At 67.8% G+C, this 18904-nt stretch carries 20 protein-coding genes; 12 read left to right on the top strand and 8 right to left on the bottom strand.

From position 1 onward, the window contains the following. Nucleotides 1-135 precede the first annotated feature (135 nt). Entirely contained in the window at nucleotides 136-672 is a 537-nt protein-coding gene (locus tag NY1_RS18050) for a GNAT family N-acetyltransferase (RefSeq protein ID WP_067714561.1), read from the top strand. A 33-nt stretch (nucleotides 673-705) separates the two neighbouring features. Here NY1_RS18050 and arsM read toward each other — a convergent pair whose 3' ends face one another. Beyond that, a complete protein-coding gene (gene arsM / locus NY1_RS18055; RefSeq protein WP_067714564.1) occupies nucleotides 706-1506 on the bottom strand; it encodes an arsenite methyltransferase in 801 nt (266 codons plus the stop codon). Nucleotides 1507-1613: 107 nt separating this feature from the next. Between arsM and NY1_RS18060 the strand changes: the two genes are divergently transcribed. The 3 genes from NY1_RS18060 to NY1_RS18070 are packed head-to-tail and all read left to right on the top strand — an operon-like array spanning nucleotide 1614 to nucleotide 3132. After that, the gene (locus NY1_RS18060; protein WP_067714223.1) at nucleotides 1614-1985 is read left to right on the top strand and encodes an ArsR/SmtB family transcription factor; all 372 of its coding nucleotides are present in this window, start codon (nucleotides 1614-1616) and stop codon (nucleotides 1983-1985) included. Between the two features lie 5 nt (nucleotides 1986-1990). Next, the gene (locus NY1_RS18065; protein ID WP_067714226.1) at nucleotides 1991-2731 is read left to right on the top strand and encodes an aquaporin; all 741 of its coding nucleotides are present in this window, start codon (nucleotides 1991-1993) and stop codon (nucleotides 2729-2731) included. After that, on the top strand, nucleotides 2728-3132 hold the full coding sequence (locus tag NY1_RS18070) for an arsenate reductase ArsC (RefSeq protein WP_067714229.1): 405 nt from the start codon (nucleotides 2728-2730) through the stop codon (nucleotides 3130-3132). The genes NY1_RS18065 and NY1_RS18070 overlap by 4 nt, the downstream gene beginning before the upstream one ends. A gap of 185 nt (nucleotides 3133-3317) precedes the next feature. On the opposite strand, the gene NY1_RS45110 is transcribed toward NY1_RS18070, so the two are convergent. After that, nucleotides 3318-3800, bottom strand: a complete 483-nt coding sequence (locus NY1_RS45110) for a hypothetical protein (protein ID WP_157762308.1) — start codon at nucleotides 3798-3800, stop codon at nucleotides 3318-3320. A 115-nt stretch (nucleotides 3801-3915) separates the two neighbouring features. Here NY1_RS45110 and NY1_RS18080 point away from each other — a divergent pair, with 115 nt between their 5' ends. Both NY1_RS18080 and NY1_RS18085 read left to right on the top strand, forming a co-directional pair. Beyond that, complete coding sequence (locus NY1_RS18080) at nucleotides 3916-4968, top strand: hypothetical protein (protein ID WP_067714238.1); 1053 nt, start codon at nucleotides 3916-3918, stop codon at nucleotides 4966-4968. Further along, the gene (locus NY1_RS18085; protein WP_067714240.1) at nucleotides 4949-5716 is read left to right on the top strand and encodes a hypothetical protein; all 768 of its coding nucleotides are present in this window, start codon (nucleotides 4949-4951) and stop codon (nucleotides 5714-5716) included. Before NY1_RS18080 ends, NY1_RS18085 begins: the two co-directional genes overlap by 20 nt. 18 nt (nucleotides 5717-5734) lie before the next feature. Here NY1_RS18085 and NY1_RS18090 read toward each other — a convergent pair whose 3' ends face one another. The 4 genes from NY1_RS18090 to NY1_RS18105 all read right to left on the bottom strand — a co-directional run bounded on the left by NY1_RS18090 (nucleotide 5735) and on the right by NY1_RS18105 (nucleotide 7578). Continuing rightward, nucleotides 5735-6163 (bottom strand): GNAT family N-acetyltransferase, encoded by a 429-nt coding sequence (locus NY1_RS18090; RefSeq protein WP_067714242.1) that lies wholly within the window; start codon nucleotides 6161-6163, stop codon nucleotides 5735-5737. After that, nucleotides 6156-6563 (bottom strand): Imm21 family immunity protein, encoded by a 408-nt coding sequence (locus NY1_RS18095; protein ID WP_067714245.1) that lies wholly within the window; start codon nucleotides 6561-6563, stop codon nucleotides 6156-6158. The genes NY1_RS18090 and NY1_RS18095 overlap by 8 nt, the downstream gene beginning before the upstream one ends. A gap of 184 nt (nucleotides 6564-6747) precedes the next feature. After that, nucleotides 6748-7194 carry an iron chaperone gene (locus NY1_RS18100; RefSeq protein WP_067714248.1) on the bottom strand — a complete coding sequence of 149 codons (447 nt, stop codon included), beginning with the start codon at nucleotides 7192-7194 and terminating at the stop codon, nucleotides 6748-6750. A 36-nt stretch (nucleotides 7195-7230) separates the two neighbouring features. Beyond that, nucleotides 7231-7578: a VOC family protein gene (locus tag NY1_RS18105; protein WP_067714250.1), complete on the bottom strand. Its 348-nt coding sequence runs from the start codon at nucleotides 7576-7578 to the stop codon at nucleotides 7231-7233. Nucleotides 7579-7733: 155 nt separating this feature from the next. Here NY1_RS18105 and NY1_RS18110 point away from each other — a divergent pair, with 155 nt between their 5' ends. The 3 genes from NY1_RS18110 to NY1_RS18120 all read left to right on the top strand — a co-directional run bounded on the left by NY1_RS18110 (nucleotide 7734) and on the right by NY1_RS18120 (nucleotide 13332). Beyond that, a complete protein-coding gene (locus NY1_RS18110; protein ID WP_067714253.1) occupies nucleotides 7734-10505 on the top strand; it encodes an ATP-binding protein in 2772 nt (923 codons plus the stop codon). Between the two features lie 93 nt (nucleotides 10506-10598). After that, on the top strand, nucleotides 10599-11738 hold the full coding sequence (locus NY1_RS18115; RefSeq protein WP_067714256.1) for an FAD-dependent monooxygenase: 1140 nt from the start codon (nucleotides 10599-10601) through the stop codon (nucleotides 11736-11738). Between the two features lie 217 nt (nucleotides 11739-11955). After that, on the top strand, nucleotides 11956-13332 hold the full coding sequence (locus NY1_RS18120) for an MFS transporter (RefSeq protein WP_067714259.1): 1377 nt from the start codon (nucleotides 11956-11958) through the stop codon (nucleotides 13330-13332). Nucleotides 13333-13408: 76 nt separating this feature from the next. On the opposite strand, the gene NY1_RS18125 is transcribed toward NY1_RS18120, so the two are convergent. Both NY1_RS18125 and NY1_RS18130 read right to left on the bottom strand, forming a co-directional pair. After that, nucleotides 13409-14173 carry a class I SAM-dependent methyltransferase gene (locus tag NY1_RS18125; protein ID WP_169815367.1) on the bottom strand — a complete coding sequence of 255 codons (765 nt, stop codon included), beginning with the start codon at nucleotides 14171-14173 and terminating at the stop codon, nucleotides 13409-13411. 18 nt (nucleotides 14174-14191) lie between these two features. Further along, nucleotides 14192-15247, bottom strand: coding sequence for a hypothetical protein (locus NY1_RS18130; protein ID WP_067714265.1), 1056 nt, complete (start codon nucleotides 15245-15247; stop codon nucleotides 14192-14194). Between the two features lie 167 nt (nucleotides 15248-15414). Here NY1_RS18130 and NY1_RS18135 point away from each other — a divergent pair, with 167 nt between their 5' ends. The 3 genes from NY1_RS18135 to NY1_RS18145 are packed head-to-tail and all read left to right on the top strand — an operon-like array spanning nucleotide 15415 to nucleotide 18388. Next, complete coding sequence (locus tag NY1_RS18135; protein WP_067714268.1) at nucleotides 15415-17058, top strand: ribonucleotide reductase barrel domain-containing protein; 1644 nt, start codon at nucleotides 15415-15417, stop codon at nucleotides 17056-17058. Next, nucleotides 17055-17507: an NUDIX domain-containing protein gene (locus NY1_RS18140; RefSeq protein ID WP_067714271.1), complete on the top strand. Its 453-nt coding sequence runs from the start codon at nucleotides 17055-17057 to the stop codon at nucleotides 17505-17507. The genes NY1_RS18135 and NY1_RS18140 overlap by 4 nt, the downstream gene beginning before the upstream one ends. 20 nt (nucleotides 17508-17527) lie before the next feature. Next, nucleotides 17528-18388, top strand: coding sequence for a DMT family transporter (locus NY1_RS18145; RefSeq protein ID WP_067714274.1), 861 nt, complete (start codon nucleotides 17528-17530; stop codon nucleotides 18386-18388). Nucleotides 18389-18904 lie beyond the last annotated feature (516 nt).

Consider the following 18904-nt stretch of genomic DNA (forward strand, 5'->3'; position numbering starts at 1 on the left):
GCCTCTGCACCATTCGCAACCAGACAACCGTACTCGACCGCTCCGGCCAGCGCGATCGACCCGGATGGCCGGGGACACCACGATGCTCCGTGATGTCCCACCCGCACGGGACGTTCGACATTTACGGTGTCCTATGTGGCGGTCATCCACCGGGAAACACCTATCGGCGAACTCACCATCCGACCCGCACAACCCGACGAGGCGGAAATCATCCTCGACTTGCTGGCGGAGGCTGCGGGCTGGTTGCGAAGCCGGGGCATCGACCAGTGGCCACAACGGTTTCCCACGAGTTCGGTGCGGCATCAAATCGTGAGCAGGGAAGCGCTATTGGTGTTCGACGCGAACAACCCAGTCGCCACCGTCGTAGTCGCAGACACCAACACCGAATTCTGGAAAACGGACAGCACTTCCGCCTACTACATCTCTCGACTGGCCGTCGCCCGCCAAGCAGCAGGCGCAGGCCTCGGCCACCGCATCTTGGACTGGATCACCGACCGAGCCGTAGCCGATCATCGCCGATACGTCCGACTGGCGACGTCGAGCGATAACCCCCGCCTGCGCCGGTATTACGAGGAAGCCGATTTCGAGCATGTCGCAGACCCGCCGGACACTCGCTGGCCGACGAGTCTCTATCAGCGCAATGCGACTCGGTCGATCCGGCGCGGAGTTTGAAAGGGCTGCAACGGTTGCGGGAGTGTGCTGGGGCTACGAGCAGCAGTCTGTTCCGCAGCAGGGGCGGTCGGTGGGGTGGACGGCTTTGATGATTGCGGAGTGCATGCCGTCGGCTACGGGGTGGGTGGGGGTGATCTCGATTTGTTCGAATCCGGCTGATTGCAGGAGGGTTCGGTATTCGGTGAAGGAGAGTGCGCCTGCTATGCAGCCGACGTAGTCGCCGCGTTCGGCTCGGGCGGTGGGGGAGAGGGTGTCGTCGGCGAGGACGTCGGCGATGCCGATTCGGCCGCCGGGGGCGAGGACGCGGGCGATTTCGGCGAATACTGCGGGCTTGTCGGTGGACAGGTTGATTACGCAGTTGGAGATCACTACGTCGATGGTGTTGTCCGGGAGGGGGATTGATTCGATGGTGCCTTTGATGAACTCGACGTTGGTGGCCTCGGCTTTGGTGGCGTTGGCTCGGGCGAGGGCGAGCATTTCGTCGGTCATGTCGAGTCCGAATGCCTTGCCGGTGGGGCCGACTCGGCGGGCGGAGAGCAGGACGTCGATGCCGCCGCCGGAGCCGAGGTCGAGGACGGTTTCGCCCGTGCGAAGGTCGGCGACGGCGGTGGGGTTGCCGCAGCCGAGGGAGGCGGCGACGGCCTGGATGGGTAGTGCGTCGCGGTCGGCGGAGGCGTAGAGGCCGGCGCCGAAGTTCTGGTCGATGTCGACTTCTCCGGTCCCGCAGCAGGTGGTGCCGCAGCAGTCTTCGGCGGTTTTGCTGTCGGTGACCGCGATGGCGGCCGCCGCGTATCGGTCGCGCACTGTCTCGCGCAGGGCGTCGGCTTCTGGCATGGGAATCACTCCTCTTGGAGGCCGCCCGGGGCCGGCTGATCGGTCTGTATTGACAATTGTCGATATACAGTCTGGCGCGCTGATTCGATATCTGTCAATATCGATGAGTGTCGAAACAGGAACTGCCGGTGATCGCCTCCACCGACTGCTGCACCACCACCCTCGCAACGCCTCTTGATGCCGAGGCCGCGGTTGATCTGGCGGCGGCGTTCAAGGCGCTCGGGGATCCGGTGCGGCTGCGGCTGTTGTCGATGATCGCTGCCGCAGGCGGGGAAGAGGTCTGTGTCTGTGAGCTCACGCCCGCGTTCGATCTGTCGCAGCCGACGATCTCTCACCATCTGAAGGTGTTGCGCGAGGCCGGGCTGTTGATCTCCCAGCGGCGCGCGACCTGGGTGTACTACCGGGTTGTTCCCGCTGCGCTGCAACGTCTTTCCGATATCCTCGCCCCGGCCGGGCTGACCGTCCCCGCCTCGGCATGAGCGCGATGGGTACGCCACCGTTGGCGCGCCGACTGGCCGCCGAAGCGGTCGGAACCGCCCTGCTGGTCGCGGTGGTGGTCGGGTCCGGCATCGCCGCCCAGCAGCTGTCGCCGAACGACACCGGCTTGCAGCTGCTGCAGAACTCCACCGCGACCGTCCTCGGCCTCGCGGTCCTGATCCTGGTCTTCGGGCCGGTCTCCGGAGCGCACTTCAATCCCGCTGTCTCCCTGGCGGATTGGCTCGCCGGACGCCGCACCGGTACGGGCCTGACCGGCACCGAGACGGCGGCCTACAGTGCCGCCCAAACCCTGGGCGCGGTCCTCGGAGCGGTCCTGGCCAACATCATGTTCGACACTGCGGCCGCGCAGATCTCCACCCATCACCGCATCACGACCGGGCACCTGATCGGCGAAATCGTCGCCACCGCAGGACTTATCGCACTCATCTTCACCCTGGCGCGCACCGGTCGCACCGCCCTGGCGCCCTTCGCAGTCGCGGCTTGGATCGGCGCGGCCTACTGGTTCACCAGCAGCACATCCTTCGCCAACCCCGCCGTCACGATCGGGCGGATCTTCACCGACACCTTCGCCGGCATCGCCCCCACCTCCGCACCCGGGTTCATCGCCGCCCAACTCCTGGGCGCACTGCTGGGACTGGGCGCGGCCGCGGTCTTCCACCCCGCCACGTCACCCGACGACATCGTCCTCCCACACCCCGACCCGCTGAAAGGCCCCCTGCCGCAATGACATCGGTCCGCCCCAGCGTGTTGTTCGTCTGCGTCCACAACGCCGGACGCTCCCAAATGGCCCACGGCTTCCTCACCCACCTAGCCGGCGACCGCGTCGAAGTCCGCTCCGCCGGCACTGCCCCCGCCGACGCCATCAACCCCGTCGCGGTCCAGGCAATGGCCGAACTCGGCATCGACATCACCGCCCAAACCCCGAAAATCCTCACCCCCGACACCGTCGAAACCTCCACAGTCGTGATCACCATGGGCTGCGGCGACACCTGCCCCTACTTCCCCGGAGTCTCCTACCGCGACTGGAAACTCGACGACCCCGCCGGCCAGGGCATCGACGCCGTCCGCACCATCCGCGATCAGATAGAAACCCACATCCGCGAACTCCTCACCGAACTCGCACTCTGATCAGCCGCGTACTCGGCGGATCCATTTATCGTGGCCGTGTGGGGCGACGATCTTGGTGACGTGGAGGGTGTAGCGGGCTGCTAGGTGGTCGTTGTCGGCGATGAAGGTTGCGGGGGCGGCTGTGGCGAAGGCGGGCGTGGGTCTCCTGACCGGGAACTTGGCTGGCGCCTTCGCTTCAGGGTGGGTCAGCGTGGGGCGGGTACGTCGACGATCAGTTCGGTGGGAGTGGGGTTCGTGCTGACCTGGATGCTCACTCGGCCGGAGCCGGGGAAGTGGAACCAGGCGGCGTTCCAGCCGTAATGGCTGTCGTAGTGGGTGGATTGGGTGTCGGTCGCGGTGATGCCGGTGTCGAGATTGGTGACGGTGACTGTGGCGGGGATCGAGCAGTCGGTGCCGGCGGTGGGGGAGGGGGATGTCGAACCGGATGGGGTGCTGTCGGCGTCGGCTTTGAAGCCCACTCTGACCTGCACCGAGCTGTCGAAGAAGGTCGCGTGGTCGCCGCCCTGCTGGCCCTGCTGCGGGGACGCCGACGCACTGACCGTGCCGACGCAGCCCGGTCCGGCGTCGATGTGTACGGGGTCGAAGGACGAGGTGTCCGCGGACGCTGGGGCGGCTGACGTTCCCAACGCGATGACCGGCAGGGCTGATACTGCCGCAAACCTGAGCATGCTTCGCATCATGGGTTCTGTCCTAGCATGAACCGTGGTCGGGTAGATCAACTTTCCTCGCGAGGACGTCGTAGCGGGTGGGTATGGTCAGAGGTCGGGAGTTAGGGGGCGGGCGTTGGATGCAACTGAAACCTGCGTTGAAGACGTGGTTGTGCCCGCGGTGCTGGGCGACAACGACTTCGGGGACTTCTTCGACTCGTCGGGCACGGCGGAGACGCTTGCCTCGGGTGCGGGGCGGGTGCCTTTTCGGGTTCACGATGTCGGAGTGTTCTACCGTCGGTTTTTCGATCTCGCGGACGATCACTTCGGGCGGATACGTGCGGAGCACGAGTTTCAATCGCTGACCGAATCCACCAAACCGGGGTCGGCGCATCGCAGCGGGATTTACCTGACGCCTGTCACCCGCGATCGGGATGAGCTGCGGTTTCGTCTGCTTCGGTGCTCCACGAACCTTTCGGGACCGACCGAGAACTTCCGGGCGACCGACACGAGCATCGTCGAAGCCTTGAATCGTGAAGCCGACGCGATCTTTCGGGGTCATGCGGCGCTCAATCATGTGCTCGCGCAGGTTTATCACAACACTCTGGCCACGGCTGAGCGGAAGCAATCGAAGGCCAAGATCTCCTCGCATGCCGACAAGACCAAGGACATGCCCGTCAACGGCATCATGGCTTTCTGCACGTTCTACGACGGGCTCGACAAGCTGCAGCCGCTGGAAGATGACGTTTTCGACTATGGCGTGAAGGGAGTCAGCGGGCTGACCAAACTTCGGTTCCGCCTCAAGGATTCGGTGAAGGAGAGCGAAAGAGGCTCGCTCCCCGCCCAGTTCAGCTTGACGCTGTATCCGGGCTCCGTCTTCTTCATGCCGCTGTCGACCAATCGCCTGTACACGCACGAGATCCGGCCTTCGATGCTGGACGCCGAACTACTCCCGACCCGCCTGGGATACGTGGTGCGCTGCTCGAAGACCGAAGCCGTACACAAGTACGGGCAGACGTACCTCGACAAGGCCGGCGACCTGGTTCCGTTGGAGCCGCCCACTCCGGAGGGCATGGACGAATTGCGCAGACTCTACGCACAGGAGAACCAGACCTCGTCGTTCATCGACTACGGGGACCAGTTTCTGTTCAGCATGAACACGGGAGACTATGTTGCGCCCCGCACCTAGAATCGGCGACGAGATCGCCTCCTACGAATGGCCGACCGAGGAGGATCTCTTCACGGAACTCTCTGCGTCAGCCGTACTCGAAGACGCAGGAAAAGGCCGCCGCGGCGCCATTCTGACCAAGGTCGATGCCGCCACCGGCGGCGTACCGCTGGTGCGAACCACCGCGCGATATACGAACCCGGCGCAACACTTCCATCCGGTCCACGACCGCCTGGCACAGTCGATTCAAGCCCAGGCAGGGCTTTCGACCAGCTTCAACAACGCACTCATCGAGAGCTACACGAACGCCTACGCCACCATGGGCAGCCATTCGGACCAAGCCCTCGACCTGGCCGACGAATCGTTCATCGCGGTCTTCTCCTGCTACCGAAACCCCGAACCCGCCCCGTCGCGGAAATTGATCGTCGAATCGAAAACATCCGGCGAGCAATCCGAAATCCCGCTCGTCCATAACGGTTTCGTCGTGTTCTCTATCGACGCAAACCGACGCCTCAAACACAAGATCGTGCTCGAGGCCCGCGCGGTAGAGAACGAATGGCTGGGCGTGACCTTCCGAACCTCGAAGACACTCATCCACTTCCGCGACGGCCACCCCCACCTCCCCCAGGGCGTACGCCTCACCGCAGCCGACGAAGACCAGCAGCGCGAGTTCTACCAGCTACGACGACGCGAGAACAACGAAACAGACTTCACCTACCCCACCCTGACCTACACGGTCAGCGAAAGCGATCTGCTGCCACCCGCCTGAAGTCACCCAGCCTCCGATTCAGCTGAGCCGCAACAATCCGGCCGCCGTCATGCCGAATCCGCAACCATCGCGATAGAAGCTGTCCAGATGCGGTTCGTAATCGACATGGAGCCAATCGGTTCCGAGCTCCCGGAGATCATCCGCGAGAGCGGCCACCAGCCTGGTCCCGATGCCTTGATGCCGGTGATCGGCAGCGACCATCGTGTCGAGCAGAAAGGCATGGCGTCCGCCGTCCCACACCGCATGAACAAAGCCGACGATCACCTCACCGTCGAACGCCCCCACCCACGATCTACTGTGCCGTTCCAGCCGCGCTGCCCACGGAATGAGCTCGTAGCCTTCCCCGAACGCATCGGCGTGTAGCCGTGAGAGTGCTTCGTCAACGACTGGAAAGCGAATGCACAACCGGGTTGCCGCGTTCGTATCCTCCGGCAGTGAATCACCCATCGGCGCTGTCGCTCTGCTCGTCGAGGATCGGTTGTAGCTGAACCAGAATCAGCCAATCGTCCGGCTCGTGTCGTGAGGTGGCCCGTACGCGGTATTTCCCTGGCTGGAGGTCGATCCGCAGTTGATTGCCGGGCTCGATGTCGGTTCCCGGCCAGGCGGAGTCGAAGAGGACGAGCGGTCCTGGCACTTCCCAGACCAGATCTTCGTCGGGATGCCATGGGATGTCCCGCAATACCCGTCGCGCCACGGCCGCGAAATCCTCGTCGGACCCGGATTGCGCTCCGCGGCCCCAGGTTTCCACCGGGCCGTCCGTGTCCTCGACGCCGGCCCAATGCTGGAGTTCGGATTCCGGAGCGACGAGGAAAGGGCCTCCGGCGGATTGGACCCAGGTGTCAGGCATTGGCGGCTCGCTTGCGGTTCGTTCTGGTGGCTTGGGCCAATCATTGCCGAACGAATCCGCGACTGCCGAAGGGGCTGGTTCGAAGGGGGCTCCGTGGGCGCGGCGTTGCGGGTGGGAGACCTTTCGCGGTGGGTGATCGCGGCGTTGGGATCACCCGGACCGGTTCGAATCAGGCGGGTGGGGCTCAGCCCGCGGCCTTCTCGATGAGGGCGGCGATGCGGGATTCGTCGGCGGGGGTGAGGTGAGTGAGGGCGAAGGCGGTGGGCCACAGGGTGCCTTCGTCGAGGTGAGCGGTGTCGTTGAAGCCGAGGGTGGCGTAGCGGGCCTTGAACTTTTCGGCGGACTGGAAGAAGCAGACGACCTTGCCGTCGCGGGCGTAGGAGGGCATGCCGTACCAGAGTTTGGGGGTGAGGGTGGGGGCGGCGGATTTGACGATGGCGTGGATGCGTTCGGCGAGGGCGCGGTCGGCGGGGGACATTTCGGCGATCTTGGCGATGACGTCGGCTTCGCCGTCCGCTTTGGTGGCCTTGGCGCCGCGGCGGGCGGCGGTCTTGAGCTCGGCGGCGTGGGCCTTCATAGCGGCGCGCTCTTCGGCGGAGAAGCCGACGGTGGTTTTGGTGGTGGTGCTCATTTGGGGTGCCTCCTCGGGGATTGGCGGGGATGGGGGTCAGCGGTCTTGCAGCAGGCCGATGACATTGCCGGCGGGGTCGGTGACGGTGGCCACGCGGCGGCCGCCGCCGACCTCGCGGATGGGTTCGGCGAGGGTGGCGCCGGCGGTGATGATCTCGTCGAGGGTGGATTCGAGGTCGGTGACCTGCCAGTAGGTGACCGGCGAGGTCATGCCCTGCGGGCCGCCGCCGGGGACCAGGCCGATGTGCTGGCCGTCGAGTTCGAAACCGACGTAGTAAGTGCCGTCCACCTGGGGCGGGAAGCCGAACAGGGCGGTGTACATGGTCTTGGCTGCGGCCAGGTCGGATACGGGATGCAGCACCGTCTTGATGCCCTTGGCGGTCACGGCCCCTCCTTCGGTTCCGGTGGTTCGGGATGCGTTGTTGCTATGGGAATTACGGTATGGCCGGGGCCGGGGCCCGGACATCCGTGCTGACCACGGAACCCACCACGTAATCGGTACGTATCGGGCTTTCCGGTTCCGTGCGTGAGAATGGGGGCGTGTCGAAGCAGAAGGTCGCCGCCGGAATCTCGGGCCGGGAGGCGGAAGTTCTCACCCTGGTGGGGCAACACCGCAGTAATGCCGAGATAGCGGCGCAGCTGTTCATCTCGGTGCGGACGGTGGAGACGCATGTGTCGTCGCTGCTGCGCAAGGTGGGGGTGCCGGATCGGCGCGCGCTCGCCGAACGCGCCGGTGAACTCACCGGCGACGCGCCGGCGACCGAGACGACGGCCGTGCTGCCGTCACCGCTGACCTCGTTCGTCGGGCGCGCGGCCGAGCGGGCGGCGCTGCGGGCGGCCGTCGAGAAGAACCGGCACGTCACGGCTTTGGGTCCGGGCGGGGTGGGCAAGACGCGGCTGGCGCTGGCGGTGGCCGCCGACCTGGCGGGCGAATTCGCCGACGGCGCCTGGTTCGTGGACCTGGTGCCGGTCACCGATCCGGAGATGGCGGGCGCGGCGGTGGCCCGGGCGCTCGGACTGGGGGAGCAGCCGGGCCGCAGCCTCGACGATGCCGTGCTGACCGCGCTCGCCGACCGGCACGTGCTGCTCGTGCTCGACAACTGCGAACATCTCCGCGATGGCGTGGCCCCGTTCATCGAACGCCTGCTGGCGCGCTGCCCGCGGGTGACCGTGCTGGCCACCAGCCGCGCCCGGCTCATGGTGCCGTTCGAACAGGTCTACACCGTGCCGCCGATGTCCCTCGGCGACGATGCCGCCGATGCCATCGCCCTGTTCCAGGACCGGGCCGCCGCGCTCGGCTGGCCGGTGGACGCGAAGCAGCTGGATCAGGTCAGCGAGGTGTGCCAGCGGCTCGACGGACTGGCGCTGGCCATCGAACTCGCCGCCGCCCGGCTGCCCACCCTGGGCCTGGACGGCCTCGGCGCGAGCCTGGCCGATCCACTGCGCCTGCTGGTCGGCGGTCGCCGGGCCGACGAACGGCATCAATCGGTGCGCGCCATGCTGGACTGGAGTCAGGCGCTGCTGACGCCCGCCGATCGCACTCTGCTGCAACGCATCTCGGTATTCGTGGCCCCGTTCACCGCCGCCGATGCCGCGGCGCTGGCCGGTTACGCGCCGCTGGATGCCGGTGCGGTGGCGCTCGGGCTGGCGGGGCTGGTCGAACAGAGCCTGCTGACCGTGACGCCTTCCGTGCGCGGCACCCGCTATCGGGCGCTGGAGGCGGTGCGGCAGTACGCGCGCGAGCAGCTCGGCGTCAACGGTGAACTCACCGAAGTGCTTGTCCGGCATCTGCATTGGTGCACCGCGACCGCCGCGAAGCTGGAACGGGAACTTCCCGCCGCCGGAAAGCGCTCTGCCACCTCCGACGCCGGGGAGTGGCGCGCCGGATTCGATGCGGCCGCCGACGATATCCGGGCCGCCCTGGCGTGGGCGGCCTCCGAGCCCGGGCATCGCGCGGCGGCACACGAGCTGGCGATGTCCTTGGCGCACTTGCTATTCGGGCGAAATCTCGTCAGCGAGTCCCAGACCCGCTTCGAGCAGGCGGCCACGCTCACCGACGACCCGGACGCGGCCGCCGGCGCGCTGCGCCGCGCCGCCGAGGTCGCGGGCTGCCATATGCGCGGCGAGGACATGTACCGCCTGTATCGCGCCGCCGCCGACGTCGCGCGCGGCGCTGATCGAAAGGCAAGGGCCGCAAGCGATCTCGCCACGGCCGCCATCACCGTGTATCGCATGTCCGATGCCTTCTCCACCCCGCCCCCGTTCGGTGAGGCCGCCGCGCTGCTGGAGGAAGCCCGCGCACTCGCCGGTGACGACCCGGCCGCGCTGGCCGCCGTCGCCCTGGCCGAATGCGGCGTCGAGTCCAACACCGCCGATGCCGATGCCCTGGAGCCGGAAACCGCTGCGCACCAGGCCATTGCGCGCGCCCAGCGAGCGGTGGACCTCGCCGATCGCACCGGTGACCCGCTGGCGCGCAGCGCCGCCCTCGACGCCCTCGCGGCCGCCCAGATCTGGACCGGCGGCGCGTTCGCCACCACCGAAACCATCCGCCGCCGAGTCGAACTCCTCGACGCGGCTCCGGCCAGCCCCGCCATCGCCCTCGAACTGGTCAGCGCCCTGGCCGAAGCCGCCGAAACAGCCATCGGCACCGGCGATCTGGAGAATGCCCGCCGTTGGGCCACCCGGCTCCGCGACTTCCCCCTGCTGGCCGAACGCGGCGATTTCGCCACCTCCCGCCTGCTCGTCGCCGACGCCCTGGCCGGTAATGCCGACGAAGTCCGCACCGCCAGTGAGCGTTTCCTCGACGCGTGGACGCTCACCGGCCGCCCGCACGCCCCCAACCTCGCCACGGCCGCCGCCGCGGTGGCCCTCACGCACGGCCTGAGCGGCGACGATCAAGCCCGCAAGGACTGGCTCGCGATCGTCGACGCCCTGGGCGTCACCCCCGACCACAAGGCCGCCTACAACGCCGTCTTCAACGCCCTGGTCCTGCTGCACCACGACCGCCCCGCCGAAGCGCTCGCCGAACTGGCCACCGACCCCGCCGATCTGGACGAACGCACCCTGTGGGTCTGGAGCCACTGGTACCTGGCCCTGCGCGCCGAAGCCGCCATCCTGGCCGGTGATCCCGAGGCGCCCGAGTACCTGGAGACGGCGCGAACCGCGGTGTCCGGCAACCCGATCGCCGCCGCCATCGTCGACCGGGCCGCAGCGCTTCACGATCACGATCCGGACCGCGTCCGGGCCACCGCCGCCGCCTTCGAAGCCGCCCACTGCCCCTATCAGCAGGCCCGCACCCTGACCCTCGCATAAGGCACGCAACTTCAGGCATTCATCCGATACCTGCCGTCACCGCCCGGAAAATATCGTGCTCGCAATTGCGCAGGCACGAGATCGGAGTGGGTTATGGCGCGGAAAGCGATCGTGGTCGGTGGCGGCATCGGCGGGCTGGCGGCCGCGCGGGCGCTGACCCGGAGCGGCTGGGCTGTCGAGGTGCTGGAGAAGGCGAAGGCCTTCGGCGAGGTCGGCGCGGGACTCTCACTGTGGCCCAACGGTATTCGCGCCCTCGACGAGCTGGGCCTCGGCGACGCGGTGCGTGAGCGCGCCATGGCCGACACCCAGGCCGGGATTCGCGATGTGTCCGGGCGCTGGCTGTCGCGGACCGACACCGAGGAATTGACGCGGCGATTCGGGCCGCTGGTGGTGGTGCATCGCGCCGAGCTGCTGGAGATCATGCGCGATGCGGTGGACGCCGATCTGCTGCACCTGGACACCGAGGTGAAGGACGTCCGGGTGGTGGGGGAGCAGGTGGAAGTGGTGCATTCGCACGGGGTTTCGCGCGCGGACCTGGTGGTGGGCGCGGACGGGATTCGCAGCACCGTGCGCCGCGCGATCTGGGGCGAGGTGCAGCCGAAGTACGCCGGATACACCACCTGGCGGGTGGTGGTGCGGCCGGAGCGGCCCCTGACGGCGGGCGGGGAGACCTGGGGGCGCGGCGAGCGAATCGGATTGGGGCCGTTGCCCGATGGCCGGGTGTACCTGTTCGGGGTGGCGAGCGTACCGGCCGGTCAAACTGGCCCCGATGGCGAACTGGCCGAGCTGAAGCGGCGATTCGGCGACTGGCATGAACCCATCCCGGAACTGCTCGCCGCCGCCGAGGAGGACGCGATCCTGCGGCACGACATCTTCGAACTCCCCGCCCTCGACACCTTCGTCTCCACCCGGGTGGCCCTGCTCGGCGATGCGGCTCACGCCATGACGCCGAATATGGGCCAGGGCGCGAACCAGGCCCTCGAGGATGCCGTGACCCTAGCCGCGCTGCTCGACACCCATGCGGGAATCGGCGCGGCGCTGGCGGCCTACGACAAGCAGCGCCGGCCCCGGACCCGGCAGATCGCGGCCCGCTCGCATCGCATCGGCGCGGTGGCGCACTGGAGTTTCCCGCCGGCGGCCGCGCTGCGCGACCTGATCGTGCGCCTGACCCCGGCCAAGGCGCTGCTCGACGGCCTGGCCCCGGTGCTGGAGTGGGAACCGCCACAGCGCTGAATCCCGCCGTCGCGCCACCTTGCGGAATATACCCCCTGGGGGTATGGTTCCCCGGTGTTGCCGATCGAGCGGCACCGAGAAGGGACTTGCGATGAGCGCCATCACCGTTGCCGTGACCGGAACGACCTGTAGCTGTTGCGCGGACCACGCGGACCCCGTCATCAGCTCGACGAGCGAAGTGGAACCTTCCACCGAGCCCTAGCCACAGGACTTTCCGATGATCTCCTCACTCTTCACCAACCGCGACTACCTGCGCCTGTTCGCCGCCCAGGTGTCCGCCCTCTTCGGCACCGGCCTGACCACCGTCGCCCTCGGCCTGCTCGCCTACGAATTGGCCGGCGGGAACGCGGCGGCGGTGCTCGGCACCGCGCTGACCATCAAGATGCTGGTGTACGTGACCGTCGCGCCCATCGTCGGCGCCTACGCCGATCGCTTCCCGCGCCGGCTGTTCCTGGTGTCGCTCAACGCGATTCGCGCCGCGGTGGTGCTGGCGCTGCCGTTCATCGACCAGGTCTGGCAGATCTACGTGCTGATCGCCGTGCTGCAAACCGCCTCGGCCGCTTTCACTCCCACCTATCAGGCGGTGATTCCGGACATCCTGCCGCAGGAGCGGGACTACACCCGGGCGTTGTCGGCCGCCCAGCTGGCCGCCACCATGGAGACCCTGCTGAGCCCGATGCTGGCCGCCGCCGCGCTGGCCGTGATCAGCTTCCACTGGCTGTTCGTCGGTACCGCCATCGGTTTCGTGATCTCGGCGCTGCTGGTGGTGAGCACCCGCATCCCGGACGCCACCGCCGCCGCGCAGGACAGCTTCCGCGAACGCATCGCGGTGGGTATGCGCATCTTCGCCGCCACGCCGCGTCTGCGCGGGCTGCTGGGCCTGAACCTGGTGGTCGCCGCCGCCGGTTCGGTGATCATGGTCAATACCGTCAACTACGTTCGCGACACCCTCGGCGGCACCCAGTCCGGGGTGGCGATGCTGCTGGCCGCCAACGGTTTCGGCACCATGGTCATCGCGCTGACGCTGCCCCGGGTACTGGATCGGGTCGGCGCGCGGCCGGTCATGCTGACCGGTGCGGCCACGCTGGTGACCGGGCTCGCCTCGGGTATCGCGCTGTCGCTGGCCACCGCCGGGGACTGGCGCTGGATCGCCGCCGTCGCGGTGTGGGCCACCGTCGGCGCGGGCACCGCGGCCATTCTCACCCCGACCGGTCAGGTGCTGCGGCGTTCCTCGCAGGCCGCCGATCGCCCGGCCCTGTTCGCGGCGCAGTTCTCGCTGTCGCACCTGGCCTGGCTGGTCACCTACCCGATCGCGGGCTGGCTGACCACCGCTGCGGGCTTCACCGCCACCTGGGTGACGCTCACGGTGCTGGCGGGCGCGGGAATCGTGGTGGCGCTGCGGGTCTGGCCCGCCTACGACCCGGCCGAGCTGACCCACGTGCACGCGGCGGGCAGCATCGCTCCGGAGCGGCTGGCGGATGCGGAGCTGGTGGGTGAGGGGCTGTACGAGCACACCCACGTGTACGTGATCGATGCCGAGCACCGCCGCTGGCCGGCCGCCCGGGCGGAACGGCAGCTCGCACTCGCGGCCTGAGCGGATCGCAGGAAGGCGCTCGAGTCACGAGGCAGGAAAGTGGGAGGCGGCATCGGCCACCTCCCACTTTTCGTCGTCACGGCCGAGGCCAGGGCCGGGCTTCGAGCAGCAGGAACAGTGGACGCTGGAAATGCTGATCCCACCACGGGTTTTCGCGGCGTTGCTCGGCGGTGGGCCGGGGTTCCCGCAGTGCGGTGATGGCGAATCCCGCCTCGGTGATCATGGCTGTGGAGGCTTCGAGGGAGAAGAAGCTCTGGACGGACGCTGCGGGGGAAGTGCGGCCCGCGACCTGGAATCGCTGTTCCACCGTCCGAGTGCCGAAGTAGTCGTCGATAGCGAATTGCGCTGTCGTGGAGTCGCGTTCGGCGCGGGCGGCATAGAAACAGGGATGCATGCCCAGGGTGAGCAGGCGGCCGTCGGGCCGCAGCACCCGGGCGAACTCGCGAAAACGCCCCTGCGGATCGGTGATTCCATTGGGCAGGCGATTGGCGATGACCAGGTCGATACTGCGGTCCGGCAGTGGTAGCTCGGCGACATCGGCATGATGGAAGGTCGCGATGTCGGCCGTGTGCTCCGGATGTGTGCTTGCGGCCGTGACGAATTCGGCACAGGTGTCCACCCCGTGCACCCGCCCGGCCCCACGCCGCACCAGCTCCCGGGTGAGATACCCCTCCCCGCATCCGGCGTCCAGCACGTCCAATCCGGTGCAGTCGCCCACCGCCGCGAGCAATGCCGGATCGGTGAGCTGGGTCTGATACGGATCCAGCCGGTCCCGGACGATATCGATCCAGAATTCGGCATTCCGCGCATACGCGGTCGAAACGCGTTCGTCACCAAGCACATTCGCTCCTCTGGGCATTCAGCGGGTCTTGCGGATCAGTTGCGCCGCCGCCGTCCGCACGATCGGCGCGGAAATGCCGGCGGTCAGTCGTTCGTGCAGGCTCCGGCGCAGTTCGGCCTGCTGCCCGCCGAACGCCGGATCTCGTTCCAGTAGAACCGGTATCGCCGTGTTCACCAGGTAATGCAGATAGGTTTCATTGCGCAGACCCACATCCCGGATGACCTCGCCCGCCGTCCGGCGCAGTCCCCGCGTCATCGTGACGGTGAACTGGGGAGTCTGCTGGATATCGGCGCAATAGCTGGACAGCGACCACAGCTCGTTGCGCCGCAGCAGCGGATTCTTCTCCAGCGCACGCTGATACGCGATGGAGGTCTCGAGATCGTCGGTGTGCAGCAGTACCCCGATGACCCCGCTGCGATAGGCGAACGCCGAGTGCCGCTCCGGCGTGTCCGGCCGATGCAGCACCGGTGGCGTCCCCGTCGCCTTGGCGATCTTGTGGACCAGAATCCCGTACGCCACCGTCGGATGCAGCGCATTGCCGCTCACCTCCACCCGGCCGACCAGATCTCGCGCTTGCGCCAGCAGCCCCGCCGGATCGGCCAGCAGCCGGTCCGGCCCGGCCGAGAACGCCGCGTCCAGCGCGAGATCCTGTCTGCTGCCCCAGCATCGGGCCAGATAGGCCGTCGCTTCCCGGGGATCCAGCCGCGCCACCCCGGCCGCCGCCGACAAGGCCGTCGCCAGATGCGGAATCAACCGGACATCCGCGAGAAATCGGGCCATTGCGCCCGGGCGCAATTCCAGCCCCGCGTCCCGGCACTTGCGCACCGCGTCCTCCAGCCGTGCCGCGCAGCCGCGGCGCGCAAGGTGCTCGGCCAGGCCCGGCAGCGTCCCGAGCAGCAGTTGCAGGGTCGGCCCCGACACCCGGTCCAGCCAGGACTCGTCCTGCCACAGCCGCGAGAGCGTGCTCACCGGAACCTGCGATAGGAACGCCAGGTCCGCCATCGACAACAGGTTCGATTCCGCGATGTCGGAAAGCGATCGTGCCTGCACCGGTGGAACGCCCGAACGCGCCATAGCACCAGGCTATAACGCTGGTCAAGCGGTATTTCGCGGATGGAAGCAGGCTGGTTGCCCGATGCCCCGCGCCCGCACCATCGATGCGGCAGGACGGGCGGCCGGGACGGGGGAGGGGATGGTCCCGGTCGCTGGATCGAAACCGGATCGAACCAGGGGGGATCGACATGATGTTGCGGGAAGAGACCTGTGCCGGTGGGCGGTACGCACCGGATTTCGCGCCCGGCGGGGCCGCGGACCGGATCGCGCGGCAACGAGGGGTGATCGGCGATGCGTCGACGATCGCGGACGCGCACCGGGTGTTCGTGGAGCGGATCGCCGCCGCCGACGCGAAATACGGTGCGGATTGCGGATATCGGGAGGCACTGCGGCATGCGCTGGCCACCGGCGGCATCGCGCCCGCCAGCCAACTGCTGGCCGCGCTCGGCGGGCAGGGGACCGCCGCCTCCTGCACGGTGCTGCCGGTGGCGGGCCCGACCGATGCCGACCGGCTCGCGCGCGCGGTCGTGCTGATCGAGGCCGGATCGCGGCGCGGGCTCGGCTGCGGGGTGGACCTGTCCGACTTCGACGATCCGGCGCGGGGCGCGCGCCTGATCAACGCGGCGACCGCGCGCTTGAACCGGGAGCTGCGGGCCCGGCGGTCGCGGCCACCGGCGCTCATGCTGACCTGCGATTCCCGGCATCCGCGCAGCGTCGAGTTCGCGACCGTGAAAAGCGGTGCGGATTTCGGTGATTGGGTCGCCAATATCTCGCTGCGGGTCTCGGGCGGCGACCTGGAATGGGAGCGCCTGCGCCCGGTGCTCGCGGCGGCGGCGCACGCCAATGGCGAACCCGGTGTGCTGTTCCAGCGCGCCGCCGAGGCGGACAATCCGACGCCCGAATACGAAATCCGCTCCACCGCACCGTGCGCCGAGGTGTTCCTGGCGGAGGGGGAGCGGTGCGTATTCGTCTCGATCAATCTGGCCGCGCATGTCGGAGAGGACGATTACGACTGGCTCAAGCTGAAGCACAGTATCGCGCTGTGCCTGCGCACCGCCGACAACGCGGTGGATATCGCGGCGCACGACGCCGAGGACGTGGTGCTCGCCAAACGGCGTGTGGGCGTGGGTTTCTGCGGATTCCACACCAGTCTGCTCATGCTCGGCATCCCGTATTCGCGCAGTGTGCGCACGGCCCGGCGGCTGGCGGAATTCCTGACCTACGGCTGTCATCGGGAAAGTCAGCGGCTGGCGGCGGAACGCGGGCCTTTCCCCGCCTTTCACACCTCCCGCTGGACCGATCGCGCCTGGGTGGGGCGCAAACGGGCGCTGCGGGCCGGTGCGGTCCGGCCCGCGGATTGGCGGGAGCTCGAGGAATGCATTGTGCGGCACGGTATTCGGAATGCCAGTGCGGTGGCGTTTCCGCCGACCGGGGTGGTGGCGGAGATGCTCGGCGTCTCGCGTTCCTACGAACCGCATTTCTCGCTGCTCGGGCAGACCGGCGTCGCGAGCCGGTTCGAGAACACGGTGCCGCCGGAGGTGCGCCGGCACGGCATCGGCGTCGAAAGCCTGGATTCCGCCGGGCAGCTGCCGGGGATCGGGGAATCGCATCTGCTGGCGTGCGCGCGGCAGCTCACCCCGGACACCCATCTGCGCATCCATGCCGCGTTCTCCGGATTCGCCGACGATGCCGCCTCGAAGACCATCAACCTGCCCGCCGAGGCCACGGTCGACGATGTCGCGGCGCTGTTCGACCGGGCGCGCTCGCTCGGTCTGAAAGGGTTGTCGGTGTTCCGGGACGGTTGCCTAGGGGAGAACGGAGACGAGCGGTGACGCATGCGAGCTATCACGTCGCGGTCCATGTGGTGCTGGCCCGCGCGGACGGAGCCATCGCCATGCTGCGACGCGCGAACACCGGCTACGCGGACGGATGCTGGACGGTGCCGGCCGGGCACGTGGAGTTCGGTGAGCAACTGCACGACGCGGCGGTGCGCGAACTGGCGGAGGAGACCTCGGTGCGGCTGAAACCGGGCGATCTGGAATACGCGCTGCTGCAACACAAGCGCGACACCGACCGCCAGGAACGCTTCGACGTGTTCTTCACCGCGACCCTGCCCCCGGACCAGCGAGCCGTGAACCTGGAGCGCGACAAATGCGACGACCTGGGATTCTTTCCGCCGAACGCGCTACCCGAACCGGTAGTGCCGTACGTACGAAACGCCTTGGCGCACATGGCGGCGCACCCCGGCGACGGACTGGCCTATTTCTGGCTGAACGAGTAGGGGTCCGGCCCGGCCACCTCATGCAACTGCTGTCCGTGGCGATCATGGCCTCGGCTCCGCTGTTCAACAAGTTCGGCGTCACCGCGGGCGTGGGGCCGCTGTGGGGATCGGTATTGAGCGCCGCCATCGGATCGGCCGGGTGCCTGGCATTCGGCCTGATCCGCAAGCGCCGTCCGATGCTGATTCCCACCGCCCCGATGCTGCTGATCACGGCAGCGAACGCCGCGGGCTTGACCCTGCTCTATCTGTCCGCGGTGTGGCTGGCCCCCGCGCAGGTCGGCTTCTACAGCCGCTCCTACATCTTGTTCGCGACCGCCTTCTCCTATTGGCTGCTGGCCGAACGCGTTTCCGCCATCGGCGGCGCCTGCCTGCTGGTCATCGTGTGCGGCGGCCTGCTGTTCACGGGTTCCGGCTCGGCGACCGCACCGGCTTTCGGCGTGCTGGCCGTGCTCGCCTACGCCGCGTTCTTCGCGATGACCAATGTCCTGATCAAACGCCTCGCCCCCGAACAAGATTCGAACGACACTCTCTTCACGATCAATGTCTGCACGCTGATTCCGCTGCTACCCGCGGCCCTGCTCTCGGAAGGCGCTGTGCCGGTCAACGGCGGCACGGCGTGGATCTGCCTGGCGTCCTTCCTCAACGGCTTCCTGGGCCTGATCCTGTTCTACGAGGCGCTCAAACGCATTCCGTCGAACGAGGCCAATGCCATCCGGACCATCAGCCCGGTGCTCACCCTGGTCTATTCCGCCGCGTTCTATCCCATCGCCCTGACGCCCGCCGTCGTCGCCGGGGCGGTGCTGATCGTGTTCGCCGCCGGTTACCTATCCCTGTGTCCGGGCGCGAAAAAGCCCCTCCGGCCAGGCCGGAGGGGCCCATAGTTTCGCGGTTCGGAACAACGTCCGGTACTGATCAGGGTGTCGGGCAGAGGAAACCTCCACCGGGCGGGCTGGCGGGGAGAATCTTTTCCGGTGCGGGCACGGGCCTTTCCGGAACCGGCAGCGCGCCGGCGGGGGTGGAGCCGTGTGGAGCATTGCTGGGAACGGGTCCCCCGGGTGTTCCGACATCACCGGAGGCACCGGCGGGGGTGGGGTTGAAGGTGAATACGGCGGCACAAACAAACGCACCGACGAGCAGGCCGATGAGCTTTTTCTCCGTCATGACTCGCGACGTTACGACGCATCCGGCCCGGTCCCGTGCAGGCGCGGCCCGTCCGAGACCGAATCGCGACCTTTCGGTTTGATTGATCCGGGTGCTGGGTACGGAGTGGCGCAGGTCACGGACTTATCTGCAATCCTGCAGATTGCACTTGCGGAACTGGTCATTGCACCGCGTTCAGATGTGCACGAATACTCCTTGGCATCGAAGTTTGTGGGCCCCGTCACACGATGAGGGTG

This window comes from Nocardia yamanashiensis NBRC 100130 (assembly GCF_001613325.1).
In the GTDB taxonomy this organism is placed as follows: Bacteria; Actinomycetota; Actinomycetes; order Mycobacteriales; family Mycobacteriaceae; genus Nocardia; species Nocardia yamanashiensis.